This is a genomic window from Parabacteroides sp. AM17-47 (genome assembly GCF_003434625.1).
In the GTDB taxonomy this organism is placed as follows: domain Bacteria; phylum Bacteroidota; class Bacteroidia; order Bacteroidales; family Tannerellaceae; genus Parabacteroides; species Parabacteroides distasonis.
Genome location: NZ_QTLI01000010.1, coordinates 171,095 through 191,164 on the forward strand (window position 1 = coordinate 171,095; position 20,070 = coordinate 191,164).

Consider the following 20,070-nt stretch of genomic DNA (forward strand, 5'->3'; position numbering starts at 1 on the left):
CCCACCCATGGGAACCGGGGCTTTCCCATGCCTATCAACTGGGGCTTTCCCATCCATGGGAACAACGGTGTTTCCATACCCCTTACTAACGAATGTTAAATCATTTATTCATTATAAATTTATAATTCATGAGAAAACAACTTTTACTAATGCTGATCCTTTGCCTGTCGGCCGCTATGGTCTGGGCGGAAAGGATAGACGTGTCCACGGCCCGCAAGGTGGCGGAGAACGTGGCTAATGCGGGTTCGGGCTTGCGCTCGGCTGGAGACTTATCGTTGGTTTATGCGGCGGCACCGGGAAAATCAAGTTCTGCGTTACGAAGCGGGACGGTTGATGGTGCTGTGGACTATTTCGTGTTTAATGTACCGGGAAACAAGGGATTCGTGATCGTCTCCGGTGATGATCGCACTTATCCGGTTCTGGGACAATCGGACGAGGGTAATTTTGATCCGAATAATTTGCCGGACAACTTGCGTGCGATGTTAGCTTTCTATCAAAGCCAGATCACTTATGCCGAACGTAAAGACTTGGAAGCCTCGGTGAATATCCAAGCCGAGTGGGGGCGATACCTAGCTGGTAATTTGAGGGCGGCTTCTACCGAGGTATTGCTTACAACCGCAAGGTGGGATCAAGGAGATCCGTACAATCGGCAGACACCCATCATTGATGGATACCATGCTGTAACCGGATGTGTAGCTACGGCACTTGCCATTGTCATGAGATATCATGAGTATCCGGTAGAGACTGTTACTAGCAGTAATAGAGTAAATGAATATTGGAGTGGACTTCCTGTTTCCTACGGGCCGTATGAGTGGGACAAGATGCCTCTTATTTATAAAGATGGAGAATTTACGGAGGAAGAGGCAAATACTGTAGCGTCCTTGATGTGGCAGATTGGGGCCAATGTTGATATGGGGTATTCTGTTGATGTAAGTGGAGCTAATACAAAGAATGCGATAGAGAGGCTTAACTCTGTATACGGTTATAGTGATGGCTTGCGATACGTTAATAAATCGGATTATCGTTGGACAGAATGGAAAAAGTTGGTAAGAGATGAATTGGAAAGTAATCGACCTGTTATTTACAGTGGGAATAATAGCGAAGGTGGCCATGCTTTCATTTGTGATGGCTATAAGGAAGATGAGGCTTTTCATATTAACTGGGGGTGGGGAGGTATCAGCAATGGCTATTTTTTACTTTCCGCATTGGATTCCGACGGCGGGGATGATCCTTACGTTTTATATGGGATGGGAATAGGTATACGTCCTCCAAAGGCTGGTGATACGAAAATATATATGTTGAAGTATTTGTCTCTTGAACTATCAGGTCAACTAGCGGTAAATACAGATTTTACGATTAACGTAGGTGCGAAAAATATAGGGAATGCAGAGTTCTACGGTTCAGTGGATATGGCCGTGATCGGAGCGGATGGAAAAATCAAGAAGCGTATCAGTACGCCATCACCAGAGGTTTCAATTTGGATGCAAAAGTCTACATATTGGGATTTCAAATGCCAGCTGACCGAGGCTCTAGCAGAGGGAGAGAAAATTCTTCCGGTTTATTCAAGGGATGGAGAGAATTGGGTAGTCATGACAGGTACGGCTGAGGCTCCTTTATATATTGATATGAATGGAGTGCGAAATTCAAATGATGATCCGGACGATCCGAATGTAAGACCTATAAATGTGAGCATTCGTTGGAATGGTTTTGATGACAAGTATTTGGCAATAACGGGTTTGGATAACTCTGAATATAACGATTACAATACAGATAGGATTTCTTACGGTCTCGCCAATGTGGCGGAAAATGTCATTTTGCGTTATACCTTGAAAGATTATGCCGCATGGAAAGGACAATTGAATGTTTATTATGGTGATCGCGATATTTATAAAGCAAATCAAGGGACAAAGGCCGAGATCGGTACAGATGGCTCTTTCGACGTGCCGGTGAGCCTGGAGCAAATCACTAATGGGTCATACATAAATTATCTCAAGGTGCTGTCTGCCAAGGCTGGCGAGTTGGTTTACGATATTCAAATATATATCGAATCCGATATGGTTAATTCTAAGGGTGGGGTAAAAGATAAATCGATGGTATTTTTGAATCGCATCGAAGGAAAGATTACTCCAGACCCTGTCATTGGAACCGTGAATACGGAAATACCTTTCACTTATACTTTTGATAAGGCAGATCCTTGTCTTGTGGGAAAAGAGGTTAAACTATCTACATCTTTAGTTGCAGAGTCAATAGACCAAATTAAGTTATATTATGTAGATGGCGAACAGAAGACAGAACTTAAACTAGAGACGATTGATAAGAATTATCATTATACAAAAGAGCCATTAGCTGTCGGTAATCTTGCGGAGGGGGCTAGTTATCGGTTCTTGCTAAGTTCGGGGCGGCCAATTACAGAAGATGAATACGCAAATGTGTCTGTTTCTGTTGGGACTGTGGGAGGAAAGAGTGTTCCCACCGATAATAAGAACGCAAGTCTTATCATATCGGAAACTCCGATAACAACCCATAAGGTCCAAGTGAATTTGCAAGATTTGACTGTCCAAGACGAGGTGACAACTGTCATAGACCAGAAGTCCTTGGTGCTTGTATTACTTCCGAGTATGGGATATCAACTTCCATCTTCAGTTACGATTACGATGGACGGGAATACCCTAGATCCGGAAATCTATAGTTATAATCCAGCGAATGGATATGTATATATCAATAGCGTGACCGGCGATATCGTCATCACTGCTAAAGCCGATCCGATCCAAGCCGCCACATATCCCGTTAAGGCTAATTTGTCGAATCTGTCTTCTTCCCCTGCCATCGTAGACGCTACGATCGTGAAAGAAGGAGAGGCATTCTCGTTTACCTTATCGGCGAATAGCGGTTACATGCTTCCGACATCCATTACGATAAAGATGTCCGGTTCCACTTTAGAGGCAGGAAAGGGATATACCTACGATGCCAAGACAGGCAAAGTAGAGATATTGAATGTGAGAGGTGAGGTAGCCATTACCGCTGAAGGAGTGTCTGAACCATCCGTTTATAAGATAACGGCAGAATTGAAGAACCTAACCTCCACGCCGGCCATTACCTCGGCTACGACCGTGAAGGAAGGCGAATCGTTCACTTTCACCTTGAAAGCCGCTACGAACTACAAGCTTCCGGATGCGATCAGTATCTTGAAGGGCAATGACGCATTGACAGCGGAAGAGTTCACCTACGACGCTAAAACGGGTAAAGTCGTGATCAAGGCAGTTTCCGGTGACTTGACCGTGAAAGCTTCCGGTATTGATGATCGCCATTATGAGGTGATACTCAATTTGGCTGGAGTTACTTCCGAACCTGCTTCTTTTGATCCGGTATTAGTTAATGGCAAAGTTGAATTGACCTTGAAGGCGGCTGAAGGTCATATACTTCCAACCACGATCACGGTGAAGATGGGTGATAAGACCTTGGTTGCCGGTACGGATTATACCTATAACACTTCCACAGGAGCTTTCTCTTTGGCGAAGATTACAGGGAAGCTCTCCATTACCGCACAAGGTGTGAAAAAGAGCTATTCAGTTACCGCTACATTGGCAAATATAACTTCCGATATCAAGTCGGACACTAAAGTTCAATTTGGTGAAGCCTTCGCTTGTGTACTTTCCGCAAATGAGGGTTATACACTTCCAACTGAGATCACGGTAACGATGGGTGGTAAAACATTGGTAGACGTAACTGATTATACCTATGATGCCGCTACGGGAAAAATCTCTTTGAAGAAAGTAACCGGTGAGTTAGCGATCACGGCGCAAGGCGTACAGAAGAGCTATGCGGTAGCCCTTACGTTAAAAGACTTGACTTCTGATATCTCGCAAGGCAAGAAGATTAAACATGGTGAGACCTTGACCGGTAAGTTATCTGTAGTGACCCCACAGTACGGGCTTCCTTCCACGATCGAGGTGATGATGGGTGGTAAAGTGCTGGCTGCTGGTTCCGGTTATTCCTATGATCCGAAGACCGGGGAGATAGAAATAAAGAACGTAACCGCTGAGGTTTCCATTAAAGCTTCTGGTGCGGAGATCTTCCAAGTGAAAGAACAGACCGAGAACATAGAGATTAAGACTTCCGGAGAGACTGTGAAAGAAGGAGAGCCATTCAAATGTGAATTAGCACCAGCTACGGGATACAAATTCCCTTATGTCATAAAGGTGATGATGGGTGGTCGTTTGTTGAAGCAAAAGAATTTGCTTAGGGCAGCAGGTTCTGAGTACTATACGTATGACAATACGACGGGAATAATCGAGATTGAGAATGTGGATGGCGAGATCGTTATTGAGGCGAAAGGTGTACAAGAGGGCTTCTTTGAGGTAATCCCGAATCTTGTTAACCTCACTTCCGAGCCGGCTTCTTTCGAGCCTTTGGCTAAGGATTCCAAAGTGGAACTTACGCTGAAAGCAGCCTCCGGCTATACGCTTCCGACATCCATTACTGTGAAGATGGGAGAGAATACGCTAGCGTCTACGGATTATACATACAATTCTGGCACGGGTGCTTTCGCATTGGAGAAGATCACGGCTACCTTGGTGATTACGGCGGCAGGTAATAGGATTCCGGATCCGGAACCAGAACCGGAGCCAACCCCGACCACCTACATGGTGACATTGCCGGTTGTAGAGGGCGCTACCTTGATTGCGGAGTCTTCCACGAATGTAGAATCCGGCAAGAGTTTTGCGTTCACACTGACTTTGAAGGACGGCTACAGTGCGCCTCAACTGACAGTGAAAGCGAATGGCTCAGTACTTGGTCCGGTATCAAGCGGCCGTTATGTGATTGAGAAAGTAACGAGTAATATCGTTGTTACCGTAACAGGCATCGTGAAAGATAATCCTACTGATAACGCAGAGGTAGATCCCAATGGCTTGCGAGTATGGGGAGAGAATGGACGATTGCATATCCAGACTCCTGTTATGGACACAGCTTGTATCGTTACATTCGAAGGGCGTTTGTATAGGAACTTATCTTTGCCTGTAGGCGAGACTATCACGAGTATTCCACAAGGGTCTTATATAATTTATATTGGCAACCAATCCTACAAGATCCGCTTCTAGCCATTCTTGAGGAATCATAGGAAGGCGAGTCATTTGCGAGTGGCTCGCCTTTCTTGTTTAATAAATCTTAATATTTATCGGGGATATAAGTATCGTAAGCCATTAGAAAGTATATTCATGCGTAATCTCAATCTATTTATCATGAAATGTATATCTATCTACTTTGTGACCCTATTGTTACTGATGTCGGGCTGTGAATCCGGGCGGAGGATCATCTTAAAAGATCTTCGTTGTGAGAACTTGGAGAATCCGGTCGCGATCGACAATACCCATCCCCATTTTAGCTGGAAAATCGAGACAGACGGGCAAACTATGCGGCAAGCGTATTTTGAGATACAAGTAGCCACGGATAGTTCCTTGCTGGCTCAAGGCAAAGCCGATCTATGGAATTCAGGTAAGGTGGAATCGTCCGCTTCCGTGATGGTCCCTTATCGAGGAAAAGAGTTGCGATCTAGTGTGCTGGCCTATTGGAAAGTCCGGGTATGGGATAATAAGGGGGAATCCTCGGATTGGAGTCCAATCAATCGCTTTGGGATCGGGCTTTTGGATAAAGCGGAATGGCAAGGGAAATATATAGGGATGCCGGATGAGAAGAATCCGATGTTAAGGAAGAAGTTCGAGCTTCAAGACCGTGATGCCACATTACTCCTTCATGTAAACTCCTTAGGGTATCATGAGATCTATTTAAATGGGAGGAAGGTATCGGAAGATGTTCTCTCGCCTGCGGTATTTCAATTAAACAAAAGATCATTATCGGTGACGTACGATCTTACGCCGTACGCAAAGCAGGGAATAAACGACTTATTGCTCTGGTTGGGCCGTGGTTGGTACAGAAAAGCTACTTTTAATGCCGTTCATGATGGGCCGTTGGTTAAACTGCAATTGGACGAGATTCAAAGAAATGGCACTACAAGTACGCTACTCGTTACGGATAGCTCTTGGGAAGGCCGGGGAAGTATGTATGGTGAGACCGGTACCGGTACTTGGTATCCCCATCAATTCGGGGGTGAATGTGTGGATGGGCGGAAGGCGTTGCCGGATTTGACAACGGCTACGCTCGACGAACTGGATTGGAAGCCGGTGTTGGAGGTGGAGGTACCCGGGATAGAGGTAAGTCCCCAGATGTGTGAGCCTAATCGAATACAAGAGATTATCCGTCCCAAAGGAATCAAACAAATAGGGGACAGTATTTGGCTCGTAGATATGGGAAAGGCGTTGAATGGTTGGGTTGAGCTGAGTTTCCCAAAATTACCGGAAGGCCACCGGGTCCGTATGGAATATACGGATTGGTTAAATGAAAACGAAGATTTCAAGCCACAAGAGGAGAACGGACAGTATGAGGATTGGTATATCGGTTCCGGACAAGGCAAAGAGGTATTCCGAAATAAATTTAACCACCATGCGTTTCAATATATAAGGATATCCGGTTTGGCGAAAGCTCCCGAGGAGGTAACTGGCTATCTGATTCATACGGATTATAAGGATGCCTCGTCTTTCGAGTGCTCGGATCCGGACTTGAATGCTATCTATGCGATGATCAAATATACTTTCAAGAACCTAGCTTTCAGTGGTTATATCGTAGACTGCCCGCATTATGAGCGTATGGGATACGGTGGGGATGGAAATGCCTCTTGTAAGAGTTTCCAGACATTGTATGAGGGCTCTTCCGTGTATATGAACTGGATGCAGATGTGGCAGGATTGCCTCCGTGAGGATGGGGGGATGCCGCATTGCGTACCGAATCCATACCCGGCGGGAGGTGGTCCGTATTGGTGTGGCTTTATTATCACGGGATCGTGGCAGACTTATTTGAATTATGGGGATAGCCGTCTGATCGAGCGATATTATCCGGTTATGCGACATTGGTTGCGTTATGTGGATGCGTATACGGTCGATGGGTTGCTGAAACGTTGGCCGGATACGGATTATCGGGCATGGTATTTAGGGGATTGGTTGGCTCCGGCGGGTGTCGATTATACGGCGCAGTCATCGGTAGATCTGGTTAGCAACTGCTTTATAAGCGATTGCCTCACTACGATGGAGAAGATCGCGAAGGTATTGGGGAAAGCGGAGGATGCCGCTAAGTATAAAGAGCGTCGCCAACGATTGAACGAGCTTATCCAGAAGACTTTCTATGATCCGGAGAAGAAACAGTACGCTACAGGCTCCCAGATCGATCGGATTTATCCGATGTTGGTCGGCGTGACAGATGAACAGCATATGCCCGAGGTAAAGGAAGGTTTATATCGAGAGACTTTGGAGAATTGTAAGGGCCATATCGGTTCCGGTTTGGTGGGTGTTACGATCTTGACCGATTGGGCGATAAAGAACGGAGAGGCTGATTTTCTCTATTCCATGCTGAAAAAGAGAGAGCAACCGGGATATCTATATATGATCGATCAAGGGGCTTCTACGACTTGGGAATACTGGTCGGGAGAACGTAGTAAGGTTCATAATTGTTTCAATGGCATTGGCGCTTGGTTCTGTCAGGCGATCGGAGGGATCTTGCCGGATGAGGATAGGCCGGGCTATAAACATTTCTTTATCAAACCGCAAGTGCCGGATGGCGTGACGTGGGCGAGGGTGGCGAGAGAGACCCCTTACGGTACGGCACGTGTGTCTTGGACTATGGAGAACCGATCGCTCTCGCTTGATCTGGAAATTCCTGCGAATAGTACGGCGACTTTTATCGCTCCCTTTAACGTATCGAATTGTGTGTTAGATGGGAATAATGTAGAGATATCGCTGGGTTCGATCTTGTTGGAAAGTGGAAAACACACGCTATCGCTGCCTGCGGAATAGGAATCATATGATTCCCTTCTTTTGGAAATAAATATAACTTAATACTACGAATATAACATGATTAAAGAAACATTATTAGCCTCTGCTTTCGGCTTATTGGGATTGGTTACCGTAGCTTGCGGCTCTCAAAAGAAAGATCTGATGGCGGGAACAGATTATGTAAATCCCTTTATCGGGGCGAGTACGAATACGGAGGCGGCCGGTGCTTACCATGGCTTGGGGAAGACCTTCCCCGGTGCGACTACCCCTTTCGGTATGGTACAGGTAAGTCCGAATACGATTACAGGGGGCGACAATGGTTCCGGATATAGCTACGAGCATGAGACGATCGAGGGATTCGCCTTTACGCAGATGAGTGGTATCGGCTGGTACGGTGATCTGGGTAATTTATTGGTAATGCCTACCGTGGGCGATCTGCGCACGAACTCGGGAAAAGAGGGGGGCGTAGCCGGGTATCGTTCCCGGTATGATAAATCATCCGAGGAGGCCAAGGCTGGATATTATAAGGTATTGCTGAGCGATTACCAGATACAAGCGGAGGCGACAGCGGCTCCTCATAGCGGTATGCTGAGATTCGTTTTCCCCGAGAATAAGCAGTCTCGCATCCAGTTGGACTTAGCCCGTCGTGTAGGAGGTACTTCTACGTATCAGGCGGTTCAAGTGATAGATGACCATACGATCGCCGGACGAATAGAATGTACGCCGGAAGGCGGAGGCTGGGGGAATGGTGAGGGTTCTTCCCGGTATACCGTGTATTTTTATGCGCAGTTCTCCAAACCGTTGAAAGATTATGGTGTATGGAGCGTGGATATCCCGGCTGGGCAGGATCGGCATCGGGAATTCGTGGAGAGCTCGGCTTTCCAGACATTGACAGCGAACGCAAAGATTTCGGAGAGACCAAAGGCATATGAGGGTGAGCACCTCGGGTTCTTTACGGAGTTTGAGACCGAGGCGAATGAGGAGGTTCTTTTCAAGGCCGGTATTTCCTTTGTAAGCTTGGAGGGTGCGGAAAAGAACTTGAAAGCGGAGATCAAGGATTGGGATTTTGACGCGGTACGTTCTCGTGCCCGCTCGTTGTGGGATACGGCTTTGGCTAAGATGGATGTCAGCGGTGGAACGGATGAGCAAAAGGTGATCTTCTATACCTCCTTGTATCATACAATGATCGATCCGAGGATTTACACGGATGTGGATGGTCAATATATGGGCGCGGACGGAAAAGCGCATAAGTCGGATACGTTCACGAAACGTACGATCTTTAGCGGTTGGGACGTGTTCCGTAGTCAGATGCCTTTGCAAACGATTATTAATCCGGTATTGGTCAGCGATTTGTTGAAGTCATTGACAACGATGGCGGAGGAGAGTGGTCGTGAGTACTATGAGCGCTGGGAGTTGTTGAACGCCTATAGCGGTTGTATGTTAGGAAATCCGGCTATATCGGTCTTGGCGGATGCCTATGCGAAAGGTATTTGTAGCTTGGATATGGAAAAGGCTTATCGGTATGCGGATAAAACCTCGAGAATGTTCGGGAATGCGGAGTTGGGCTATACCCCGAATCCGCAGAGTATCTCCAAGACCTTGGAGTATGCGTATACGGAATGGTGTATGTCTCAGTTGGCGAAATCATTAGGAAAACAGGAGGATGCGGTTTATTATGCGAAGTTGGCTCAGTCTTACCGGAATTTATATGATGCGGAGAAACATAGCTTCCGCCCGAGAGAAGCGAATGGCCGGTTTGAGGCTTGGCCGGAAGAGGGTAAGCTGAAGGAATGGTACGGCTGTATGGAATGCAATGAGTTGCAACAGGGGTGGTTCGTGCCTCATGATATTCCGGGTATGGTGGAACTGATGGGTGGAACGGAACGGGTGATTGCCGATCTGGATACGATGTTCGACAAGACACCAACGGATTTCCTGTGGAACGCTTATTACAATCATGCGAACGAGCCGGTTCATCATGTGCCTTTCTTGTACAATCATTTGGGACAGCCGTGGAAAACCCAGAAATGGTCTCGTTTCATTTGCGATAAGGCGTATAAGAATAAGGTAGAAGGCTTGGTTGGAAACGAGGATGTCGGTCAGATGTCCGCTTGGTATGTATTGGCGGCATGTGGTTTGTATCCGGTTTGTCCGGGAGATACTCGCTATGAGATATCCAGCCCGGTTTTTGAGAAGACCGAGATTCAGGTTGGCGAAGGGAATACATTTATCATACGAGCCAACCGAAATACCCCGGAAAACACCTATATCCAATCCGCTAAATTAAACGGGATGGATTATACGAGATGCTATCTTGATTATAAGGATATTATGAAAGGTGGCGTACTAGAATTGGAGATGGGGCCTACACCGGACAAGACTTGGGGCATCGAGTAGAAATCTGTATATTTGTCCCCGTAGTTCCTTGAAAACAAGGCTACGGGGAATTAATCATTAATATTCACTGATATGAATTGGATGAAAAAGGTAGCGGTAGCGTTGGTTTGTTTGCTTCCGCTCGGTTTACAGGCAGCGAAGGTAGATACTTTGCAAGTGAAAAGTCCTTCGATGAATAAAAGTATAGAGGTAGTCGTGGTAAGTCCGGATATGGCCGCGACGGAAGCGTGTCCGGTGATTTATTTGTTACATGGCTATGGCGGTAACGCTCGTACATGGGTCGGTATCAAGCCGGATCTACCTAAGATCGCTGATGAGAAGGGTATCTTTTTCGTATGCCCGGATGGTAAGAATACGTGGTATTGGGATAGCCCTTTGAACGCTGATGTACGGTATGAGACTTTCATCTCGGATGAGTTGGTGAAATACGTGGATTCCCATTATAAGACAGTGGCCGATCGTAAGGGACGTGCTATTACTGGTTTGAGCATGGGTGGACATGGCGCTATGTGGAATGGCCTTCGTCATAGCGATGTTTTCTCCGCGGCGGGAAGTACCAGCGGTGGCGTGGATATCCGCCCTTTCCCGAAAAACTGGGAGATGAGCGTACAAATAGGTGAGAAAGCAAAATATCCGGAAAACTGGGAGAAGTACACGGTTATCAATTTGGTTCCAACCTTGAGGAAAGACCAGATCGCTTTGATCTTCGATTGCGGTGACAGCGATTTCTTTTTGGAGGTGAATAAGAACTACCACGAAGCGTTATTAAAACAAGGCATCGACCACGACTTTATCACTCGCCCGGGTAATCATGATTCACAATACTGGAATAATTCTATTGATTACCAGATCCTCTTTTTCTGGAAGCATTTCTTGAAGATGAAGGCCTTGTGATAAGACCGTTTGGCGATTTGACATTCTGACATTTTGTAAACTGAAGTCCCGGAGAACCGATTTTTCCGGGACTATGTACGACTCGTTGCCAAATACGCAAGAAAAAAACAATAATTCGTTCATTGATAATACAATACCGAAAAACCGCCTTTCATTCTAGCGAAAATAATTCATCCTAATTCATATCCATTGACTTCTTCGGGCTATCCGATAGGGTTACGACTGGGTTCTAACCGGGTTACGATGCCTATTCACGACTATTGACAACCCTATTCGTGACTGTTTATAATGCCTAACGGCAGTATTGGCGTCGCCCAACGCGACTATACGTGTAGGCTTTTGTCGCCTTTCGTGCTTAAAAACGGGAATACTCTCACTTAAAAGGGCGTTTTATAGCCCCTCACGTCTACTGGTTGGGGCGATTCAAACGAATGCCTTGTCACGATTCGCATTCGAAAAGAAGCATAAAGAAAGTTTCCCGCTGTTATACTCCATATGTACGCTAATTTTCGTACTTTTGCCTCTTGAATTTTGAATATACGAAAGCGATGAATTATCAGATAGATGCTCCGGGTTCCGCTATCCGGACTACCGTAAAGCTTCCCGCTTCTAAAAGTATCAGTAACAGGGCATTGATCTTGAATGCGCTAAGTTATAGCGCATACGATGTGGAGAACTTATCCGATTGCGATGATACAAATTTGATGGTAAAGGCATTGAACTCGAACGATCGGGATTTTAATGTGGGTGCGGCGGGTACGACGATGCGTTTCCTTACTGCTTTCCTCTCGAAGGTGGTGGGCGAATGGACGATTACGGGAACCGAACGCATGAAGAACCGTCCGATCAAGGTGTTGGTGGATGCGCTGAACGCTTTAGGCGCCCGGATCGAGTACATGGAGAAGGAGGGTTATCCTCCTTTGCGTATTTTCGGAAGCGCCTTGCAAGGCGGAGAGATCTCGCTACCGGGAAATGTCAGCTCTCAATATATATCCGCTATCTTGATGATCGCCCCGTTAACAGAAAATGGGGTTACGTTGCATTTGGAGGGCGCCATTATCTCTAGGCCCTATATCCATATCACCTTGCAATTGATGGAGCAATATGGAGTGAGAGCCTCTTGGACGGAGAATATGATCAAAGTACTTCCCCAAGAGTATAAGCCGATTCATTTTACAGTGGAATCTGATTGGAGCGCCGCTTCTTATTGGTATGAGATCATGGCGTTATCGAAAAATGCTGAGATCGAATTGTTAGGTTTATTCAAGAATAGCTTGCAGGGAGATGCCGCCGGAGCGAAGTTGTTCGCTCAATTGGGAGTGGGCACTACTTATACGAAACGTGGAGTCGTGTTAAAGCATACTGGAAATATCTGTGAGAAATTGGTTTATAACTTCGTGAATGAACCGGATTTGGCTCAAACCTTTGTGGTGACTTGCGTGTTATTAAATATCCCTTTCCGCTTTATGGGACTTCAATCATTGAAGATCAAGGAGACGGATCGGATCGAGGCATTGAAGACAGAGCTTCGTAAATTAGGTTATGTGTTGACGGATCGCAATGATAGCATCTTGGAGTGGAACGGTGAACGCAAGGAACCGGAGTCGCATCCGGTAATCGCCACTTACGAGGATCATCGGATGGCTTTGTCATTCGCTCCCGCCGCTTTGGTACGTCCCGAGGGGATAGAGATCGCCCACCCGCAAGTGGTCAGCAAGAGTTACCCCCATTATTGGGAAGATCTTAAGGCCGCTGGTTTCTCTATTAGGGAATCAGCCCTTTAATTTTCAGTTTTCAATTCTCAATTTTCAATTGAATTATGTGGTACATTGTCATAAGTCTTATAGGCCTGGGTGTCGTAGCCGCTGTCGCCGGATATTTCCGGAATAAGAAACTTCAGAAGATGCTGGAACGGGGGGAGATCTCGGAGATCCCCGAGGCACAGGAGATCCCGGAGGTTTGCTGCGGACAACATGAGACTTGCGAGCGGGATAGTTTATTAGCTGCCGTCAGCAAGAAAATCGAATATTATAACGATGAGGAACTGGATCGGTTCCAAGGAGTGGAAGCGGACGCTTACGATGAGGAAGCCGTTGAGGAGTTTAGTGAAGTGCTTTATACCCTCCGGGAAGTGGAGGTGGCCGGTTGGCTCCGTAGCCTGCAATTGCGGGGGATCAATTTGCCGGATGCCTTGAAGGATGAGGCATTCTTGATCATTGGCGAACGCCGTACTCATTAATTTAGGAAACGAATCATATGGATTTATTGCAATATGCCTTTTTTCAGAATGCCTTGATCGGGAGCTTGCTAACCGCTATCGCTTGTGGGATTGTCGGGACTTACATCGTATCCCGCCGGTTGGTATTTATCAGCGGAGGGATCACGCATGCTTCGTTCGGTGGTTTGGGCTTGGGTTTTTATCTGGGAACAAATCCGATCTTGATGGCGATGCTGTTCTCCATCCTCTCCGCTTTTGGCGTGGAGTGGGCGAGCAAGACGCAAAACGTAAGGGAGGATTCCGCTATAGCGGGCGTATGGTCGCTGGGTATGGCTTTGGGAGTGATCTTCATCTTCCTTACCCCGGGGTACGCCCCGAATCTATCCGCCTATCTATTTGGTAATATATTAACGATCTCTACGGCCGATATCTTATGGATTTTAGGGTTGGTGGTATTGTTGATACTCATATTCTCCCTTTTCCTCCGTGAGATTGTTTACGTGGCGTTCGATCGTGACTTCGCTGTCACGCAAGGCCTACCGGTAAAATGGATCGAGTATACGATGATGTGCTTTATCGCCATGACAATTGTTCTTTCGATCCGGTTGGTAGGGATTATGCTATTGATGAGTTTGCTGACCCTGCCTCAAATAACGGTGAACCTGTTTACTTCCGACTTCAAGAAGATCATATGGGGAAGTATCGCGATCGGCTTTCTGGGTTGCGTGTCCGGACTGGTTCTTTCTTATTTCCTGAACGTGCCTTCCGGTGCGTTTATCATCTTGTTTTTGGTGGTCCTCTTTTTGGCCTTGAAAGCAATAAAACCGTTGTTACGGCGTTAATTAAAGAATGAAAAAAGGGTTTTACTACATAGTGGCGTTATTAACGGTACTCTTGCTTTGGTCGTGCAGCACGAAGAAGAACACGAAAGCGAGCCGTTTTTATCATGCCTTTACGACCCGTTATAATATTTATTTCAATGGAAAACAAGCGTTTGACGAGGCACTGAAAAGCCAACAGGACGGATATAAAGAGAACTATTCCGACAGGATCTATATGTATCCGATTAGCGCTCAGCCTAAAGACAAAGCCGAGCCGGGCGGCCCTTTCGACCGGACGATCGAGAAAAGTAATAAAGCTATTAAACTACACTCCATAAAAGCGAAACCGGCCAAGAAACCGGGCTGGCGGAATAATCCCAAACTACGTGCTATCCAAGAACAAGAGGAATATAACCCTTTCTTAAAGAATAGTTGGCTGATCATGGGACAGGCGCAATTCTACAATGCCGATTTCCTGCAAGCCTCCGCTACCTTTTCCTATATAGCCCGTCATTATGCGAAGGACGAGGAGGTCGTGGCCGAGGCCCGTTTGTGGCAAGCCCGTTGTTATTCCGAGATGGGTTGGTTCTATGAATCCGAGGATATCTTGGATAAGATGAACAAGAACGGTATTCCTGCTTCCGCCTTGAAGCAATATGCGGCGGTGTATGCCGATTATTTGATCAAGAACGGGCAGTTCGAGGATGCCATCCCTTATCTGAAGACCGCTATCAAGGCGGAGAAAAACCGGAAGCAACGTACCCGGATGAAGTATCTTTTGGGACAAATCTATGCGGATCAAGAATTAGATGGCTTGGCTTATAAGACCTTTGGTGAGGTAGCCCGTTCGAATCCTCCGTATGAGTTGGAATTTGCCTCACGTATCCGTCAGACAGAAGTATTCTCGGGTACGAATTATTTGAAAGTGGTGAAGATGCTCGAGAAAATGGCGAAAAGCCAGAAGAATAAGGATTATCTGGATCAAGTATACTATGCTTTAGGAAATGTATACCTCAGCCGGGAAGATACGGTGAATGCCATAAAGAACTATCAACTCGGTATCGATAAGAGTACATTGAATGGAATGGATAAGGCGATCTGCCAGATAAAGCTGGGAGATATCTATTTTACGATGCGGGATTACGTGAAAGCGCAACCTTGCTTTAGCGGAGCCTTAGCTGGAATTCAAAAGGAATACAGGGATTATGAACGGGTTTCTAAATTGTCGGCGATTCTGGATGAATTGGTCGTGCATGTAGAAGCGGTCCATCTTCAAGACAGTTTGCAAGCCTTGGCTAAATTACCGGAAGCGGAGCGGTTAGCGATTATCGATAAGAAGATTGAGGAGGTAAAGAAAGAGGAGGAAGAGGCGAAAGCCTTGGCTGAGAAGGAGGCTTATCTGGCCGAGCAGGAAGCGAAAGGCACCGGAATCGACCGTCCCGGTACGGAAACCAACGCTGTTGTCTTGCCGAATGCGTCCGGTGGAGCGTCTTTCTACTTCTATAACCCTCAGACTGTAGCGCAAGGAAAGACACAGTTCCAGCGTAAATGGGGACGTCGTCCGTTGGAAGATCACTGGCGCCGCCGTAAGAAGGAACTCTCTACCTTTAATGAGAATCTGGATGAGGAGATGCTGGCCGAGGGAGATTCCACCCAAATGGTAGGGCCGGACGGTGAGCCGTTGCCGACCGATTCGATAGGCGGTGATCTGCCGGCTGTTGCCGCCGATGATCCGCATACCCGTGAGTATTACCTACAGCAGCTACCTTTCACGCAAGAGGATATAGATGCTTCTAACATTATTATTATAGACGGTCTTTACAATATGGCGATGATCTATAAGGATAAGTTGGAGGATATCCCCTTATCTGTCGAGGCGTTCGAGAATTTGGAACGCCGTTTCCCGGATAATGAGCACCGTTTGGAGAGCTATTATCAAGTATATTTGATGGCCCTGAAAACCGGAAATACAGCGTTGGCTACCGAGTATAAGAATAAACTAATGAACGCCTTCCCGGAAAGCGATTATGCGGTAGCTGTGGCTGATCCGAATTACGAGTATAATATCCGCATGATGGATGTGGTACAAGACTCGATCTATCAAGCTACTTACGACCGCTATCTGGAAAGCGATACAGCGTATGTACGTAAGAGTTTCCGGTACGTAAGCGAGAAATATCCATTGGCTACATTGATGCCTAAATTCATGTTCTTGGATGCGTTATCCTATGTGCAGGCCGGGGATGCGGAAGGGTTTAAGAATGCCTTGAAAGCACTGGTCGAGAAGTATCCGAATGCGGATGTCACGGAACTGGCCGGGGAGATGTTGAAAGGTGTTCTTCGGGGACGTGCCTTGGTGCAGGGCGGAGTGAAAGGTATGAGTTGGAACCTACGATTCGGTTTGGGCGAGGATGGTATGCTATCTGCCGAGGATTCGGCTCGTGTATTTAATCCGGAACGGAATACGCCTTATCAGATGCTTTTGGTATATCCTACGGGTAGCGTAGATCAGAATCAGTTGCTATTCGCCGTCGCCGCTTATAACTTCGCGAACTTCATGGTGAAAGAGTTTGATTTGGCTTTGGAGCAGGCCGGCCCGATCAGTATGCTGGCGATTAAAGGATTTATTAGTTTTGACGAGATTATCCAATATTATAAGATGATATACGGTAAGGATGGCTATGCTACGGCCTTGAATAAAGCGGTTGCCGTGTTACCGATCTCTGATGATAATTATGAGACCTTGATGCGTGGCAAGACCTTGGATGAATATATCACCTTCTTCGATGAGAGCTTCGGTGAGGAATTACCGGATCTGGCAGGTCGTTGGAAAGCCCGTATGGAAGCCGCTAAGGAGGAGGAGGCGACTGAAGATGAAATGATCACGGAGGAAGAAGCCGAAGTGCCGGAAGAGGCAGATGAATTGAAACTAGAAGTTGAACCGGAAAAACAACCTGTTACAGAGCCGGAGGAGGAACAACGGCCTGTTCAAGAACCTGTTCGACAGCCCGCTATACCAGTCGTCCCGGATACGATTGAGGTCCCTGCGTTTGACAAACCGGAAATCCAGCGTGTCGATACCCTTCGTAAGGATACGGTTCCTGTTGTTCAGCCGGCGGTTGAGGATCAAGGCATGACCTTGAAAGAAATCCAAGAGATCCGTAAACGGGAAGCTGCCGAAGAAGAAGCCCGCAAGGAAGAGGCTCGTAAGGCTTTCGAGGCCCAGCAAAAGGCGGATAAGGAATTACGTGAGCAGAAAGCGAAAGAACAGGAAGAACTTCTCAAGAAGCAAGCGGAGGAAGAACGTGCCCTGTTGAAAGCGAAGGCTGATCGAGAGAAACAGTTGGAAGCTGATCGCAAGGCCAAGCTGAAACAAGCGGAAGCCGACCGTAAGGCGAAACTGAAAGCTCGTGAGGACCTTCGTAAGGAAAAGGAACGTGCTTATAAGCAACGCTTGAAAGAGAAAGAAAAAGAACGTAAGGAGAAGGAACGCTTATACAAGCAAAAATTGAAAGAGAAAGAAAAAGCCCGCAAGGAAGCCTTGCGGGAAAAGGAAAAGGCCGCCCGGGAAAAGGCCCGGAAGCGTTAATTGCGTTAGATACTCTTTATTTATCCAAATAGCTCTTCTTGAAGATATCTATACAAAGAAGGAATAAGGATAGTAACAACGGCCCGAAGATGATCCCCATAAATCCGAATAAGGACAACCCGATTACGACTCCGAAGACGGTGATTAACGGATGTATATCCGCCAACTTCTTTTGTAGGATAAAACGAATCAGATTATCGACGTTCGTAATGACAAGCAAGGCATAAATAGCCAATCCCAAGGCATGTACCCAATCTCCGTTTAAAGCCATATAAGCCGCCAACGGAACCCAGACCAATGCGGTCCCTACAATGGGAATGATCGTAGCGATACAAGTGAGAAACCCAAATAACAGCGGATCGGGAGTCTGAAAGATAAAGTAACCGATCACCGCTACGATACCTTGTATAACCGCCAAAAGAGGGATACCTATGGCGTTTGATTTTACGATCATATTGATCTCGTTGAGTACCTCATCCTTGTTTTGATCACTGAAGGGGAATAAGGTGTATAGATAGTTTTCCATTTTTCTTCCGCCTATCAGCATGAAGTACAGAATGAAAATCAAGACGACGACATTTACGGCGAAACTGCTTATGCTACCCACTAAAAACTGTCCGATTTGTGGGAGTATAGAGGCCGCTTTTAATAAGTTTCCTCTATCCAGTACATCAAACCCGGTCTTTTCCTGAACTAGATCCGCTATATGTTGGCCTGTATTTAGCAGTACAGTCGGGTCTAAATTAATATTTTGAGTTTTGTTGATTACCAACCAGATCGCCAATGTGATTGGGATTAAGAAACATAAGATTGTTTCCCCCAGTAACAGTAAAGCTGCAAAAGCCGGTCTCATATTTAGCTTTTCTGTCAGATGGAACATCTGTCCACGCAGCAATATATAGATGGTGAATGCTCCAAGTATACCTCCAAGAAACGGGGTAATCTTAAAAAATAGAATTACCCCTAGTCCTAATATAATGGTGATCAATGAGTATCTCCAGTAATGTTCTTTTACGTTTTCCATATACATTCATGCCCTTATTTATCTAAAAACAAGATAGGAGAAGTCATTGTTTATTGGATTTCTTATTCTTTGGAGAGCCGTTTACCTTCGATGAAGGTCTCTTGAATCTCTATATCGTTGTTGAAAATGATGATATCGGCATCCTTTCCTTTCTCCAATGTTCCTTTACGGTCTAAAATACCCATTAGGCGGGCTGGGCTTTCGGAAGCCATACGAACAGCGTCGTGCAATGGAATTTCCGCTTTCTCGACTAAGGTACGGATCAAGCGGATTCCGGTAGCTATACTTCCTGCGATAGCTGAGCGATCGGCTAATTTACATACGCCTTCCTCAATAATTACCCGGGAGTCCGGAAAATGTTCCGTACCGTTATCGCAAGCGGCGGCGGCCATTGCGTCCGTGATTAAGGACGTACGTTCTACCCCTTTGATTTGATATACCAACTTTAAGATTGCTGGCGGTACGTGGATACCATCGGCTACAACTTCAACGGTCATATCTTTCATGAGATAAATACCTTCTACCGTTCCTTCATGTTTATACTCACGGTCTTTATGGACGGAAGTCATGGCATTGTAGAAGTGGGTAGCATGGGTGAATCCGGCTTCGTATGCTTTTTTCACTTGGAGATAATCGGCTGTGGTGTGGGCTAGTGAAACCAACACACCATGAGCTGACGCATATTTACCGAATACCAAAGCCCCGTCAAGCTCGGGGGCGGCGCTCCAGCGTTTAATACATTGGGTACTGTTTAGTAATTCCTTATATTCTTGGGGATCGGGCGGGTAAATATAATTAGGGTCTTGTCCGCCTTTCATAGCCATATTCAAATAGTTGCCTTCAAGATGTAATCCCATGATACGGGCCCCCTGTTCCGGGTGGTTCATGATGTGCTCGCAGGTCTTGATCGCTTCCCGGAAGGTCTCGATAGGGGCCGCTGCCAATGTAGGATATAAAGCCGTTGTTCCCTGTAAAGCATGTGCTCTTGTGATCGCATAGAACGCTTTCGGGGTAGCTTCCGTGAAATCATGTCCGTTGCCGCCGTGTACATGCGTGTCGATACAGCCGGGAGCCACATAATATCCTTTTGCGTCGATGATCTCCGCATGAGGAATCTCCCGGTTTTGCCCGGTGATCTCCACTATTTTCCCATCCGAGATGATGATTTGCCCGTTTGGTAGGAGGCCCGAAGGAGTTAATACTTTTGCGTTTATGATTTTAAGAAATGCGCTTTCCATATATTTTGT

General features: G+C 46.4%; 10 protein-coding genes. 8 read left to right on the forward strand and 2 right to left on the reverse strand.

The window, feature by feature from the left end; translation table 11 throughout:
- The first annotated feature begins 128 nt into the window (after positions 1 to 128).
- From DW205_RS10150 to DW205_RS10185, 8 genes are all read left to right on the forward strand, one after another.
- Complete coding sequence (locus DW205_RS10150) at positions 129 to 5,099, forward strand: C10 family peptidase (RefSeq protein ID WP_005863505.1); 4,971 nt, start codon at positions 129 to 131, stop codon at positions 5,097 to 5,099.
- Positions 5,100 to 5,216: 117 nt separating this feature from the next.
- Positions 5,217 to 7,901 carry an alpha-L-rhamnosidase gene (locus DW205_RS10155; protein WP_005863503.1) on the forward strand — a complete coding sequence of 895 codons (2,685 nt, stop codon included), beginning with the start codon at positions 5,217 to 5,219 and terminating at the stop codon, positions 7,899 to 7,901.
- Between the two features lie 57 nt (positions 7,902 to 7,958).
- Positions 7,959 to 10,277 (forward strand): GH92 family glycosyl hydrolase, encoded by a 2,319-nt coding sequence (locus DW205_RS10160; RefSeq protein WP_005863501.1) that lies wholly within the window; start codon positions 7,959 to 7,961, stop codon positions 10,275 to 10,277.
- Between the two features lie 72 nt (positions 10,278 to 10,349).
- Positions 10,350 to 11,171: an alpha/beta hydrolase family protein gene (locus DW205_RS10165; RefSeq protein ID WP_005863499.1), complete on the forward strand. Its 822-nt coding sequence runs from the start codon at positions 10,350 to 10,352 to the stop codon at positions 11,169 to 11,171.
- 548 nt (positions 11,172 to 11,719) lie between these two features.
- Positions 11,720 to 12,955, forward strand: coding sequence for a 3-phosphoshikimate 1-carboxyvinyltransferase (locus tag DW205_RS10170; protein WP_005863497.1), 1,236 nt, complete (start codon positions 11,720 to 11,722; stop codon positions 12,953 to 12,955).
- 35 nt (positions 12,956 to 12,990) lie between these two features.
- Positions 12,991 to 13,410, forward strand: coding sequence for a hypothetical protein (locus DW205_RS10175; RefSeq protein WP_005863495.1), 420 nt, complete (start codon positions 12,991 to 12,993; stop codon positions 13,408 to 13,410).
- 17 nt (positions 13,411 to 13,427) lie between these two features.
- Entirely contained in the window at positions 13,428 to 14,231 is an 804-nt protein-coding gene (locus DW205_RS10180; RefSeq protein ID WP_005863493.1) for a metal ABC transporter permease, read from the forward strand.
- Between the two features lie 7 nt (positions 14,232 to 14,238).
- The gene (locus tag DW205_RS10185) at positions 14,239 to 17,799 is read left to right on the forward strand and encodes a tetratricopeptide repeat protein (RefSeq protein WP_005863491.1); all 3,561 of its coding nucleotides are present in this window, start codon (positions 14,239 to 14,241) and stop codon (positions 17,797 to 17,799) included.
- A 16-nt stretch (positions 17,800 to 17,815) separates the two neighbouring features.
- Here DW205_RS10185 and DW205_RS10190 read toward each other — a convergent pair whose 3' ends face one another.
- Together DW205_RS10190 and nagA are read right to left on the reverse strand one after the other, a co-directional pair.
- The gene (locus tag DW205_RS10190; RefSeq protein WP_005863489.1) at positions 17,816 to 18,829 is read right to left on the reverse strand and encodes an AI-2E family transporter; all 1,014 of its coding nucleotides are present in this window, start codon (positions 18,827 to 18,829) and stop codon (positions 17,816 to 17,818) included.
- Between the two features lie 56 nt (positions 18,830 to 18,885).
- The gene (gene nagA / locus DW205_RS10195; protein ID WP_005863488.1) at positions 18,886 to 20,061 is read right to left on the reverse strand and encodes an N-acetylglucosamine-6-phosphate deacetylase; all 1,176 of its coding nucleotides are present in this window, start codon (positions 20,059 to 20,061) and stop codon (positions 18,886 to 18,888) included.
- Positions 20,062 to 20,070: the final 9 nt, after the last annotated feature.

Coding starts and splice junctions, on each gene's coding strand:
- DW205_RS10150 (WP_005863505.1), top strand. CDS start 129: ATGAGAAAACAACTTTTACTAATGCTGATCCTTTGCCTGTCGGCCGCT.
- DW205_RS10155 (WP_005863503.1), top strand. CDS start 5,217: ATGCGTAATCTCAATCTATTTATCATGAAATGTATATCTATCTACTTT.
- DW205_RS10160 (WP_005863501.1), top strand. CDS start 7,959: ATGATTAAAGAAACATTATTAGCCTCTGCTTTCGGCTTATTGGGATTG.
- DW205_RS10165 (WP_005863499.1), top strand. CDS start 10,350: ATGAATTGGATGAAAAAGGTAGCGGTAGCGTTGGTTTGTTTGCTTCCG.
- DW205_RS10170 (WP_005863497.1), top strand. CDS start 11,720: ATGAATTATCAGATAGATGCTCCGGGTTCCGCTATCCGGACTACCGTA.
- DW205_RS10175 (WP_005863495.1), top strand. CDS start 12,991: ATGTGGTACATTGTCATAAGTCTTATAGGCCTGGGTGTCGTAGCCGCT.
- DW205_RS10180 (WP_005863493.1), top strand. CDS start 13,428: ATGGATTTATTGCAATATGCCTTTTTTCAGAATGCCTTGATCGGGAGC.
- DW205_RS10185 (WP_005863491.1), top strand. CDS start 14,239: ATGAAAAAAGGGTTTTACTACATAGTGGCGTTATTAACGGTACTCTTG.
- DW205_RS10190 (WP_005863489.1), bottom strand. CDS start 18,829: ATGTATATGGAAAACGTAAAAGAACATTACTGGAGATACTCATTGATC.
- nagA (WP_005863488.1), bottom strand. CDS start 20,061: ATGGAAAGCGCATTTCTTAAAATCATAAACGCAAAAGTATTAACTCCT.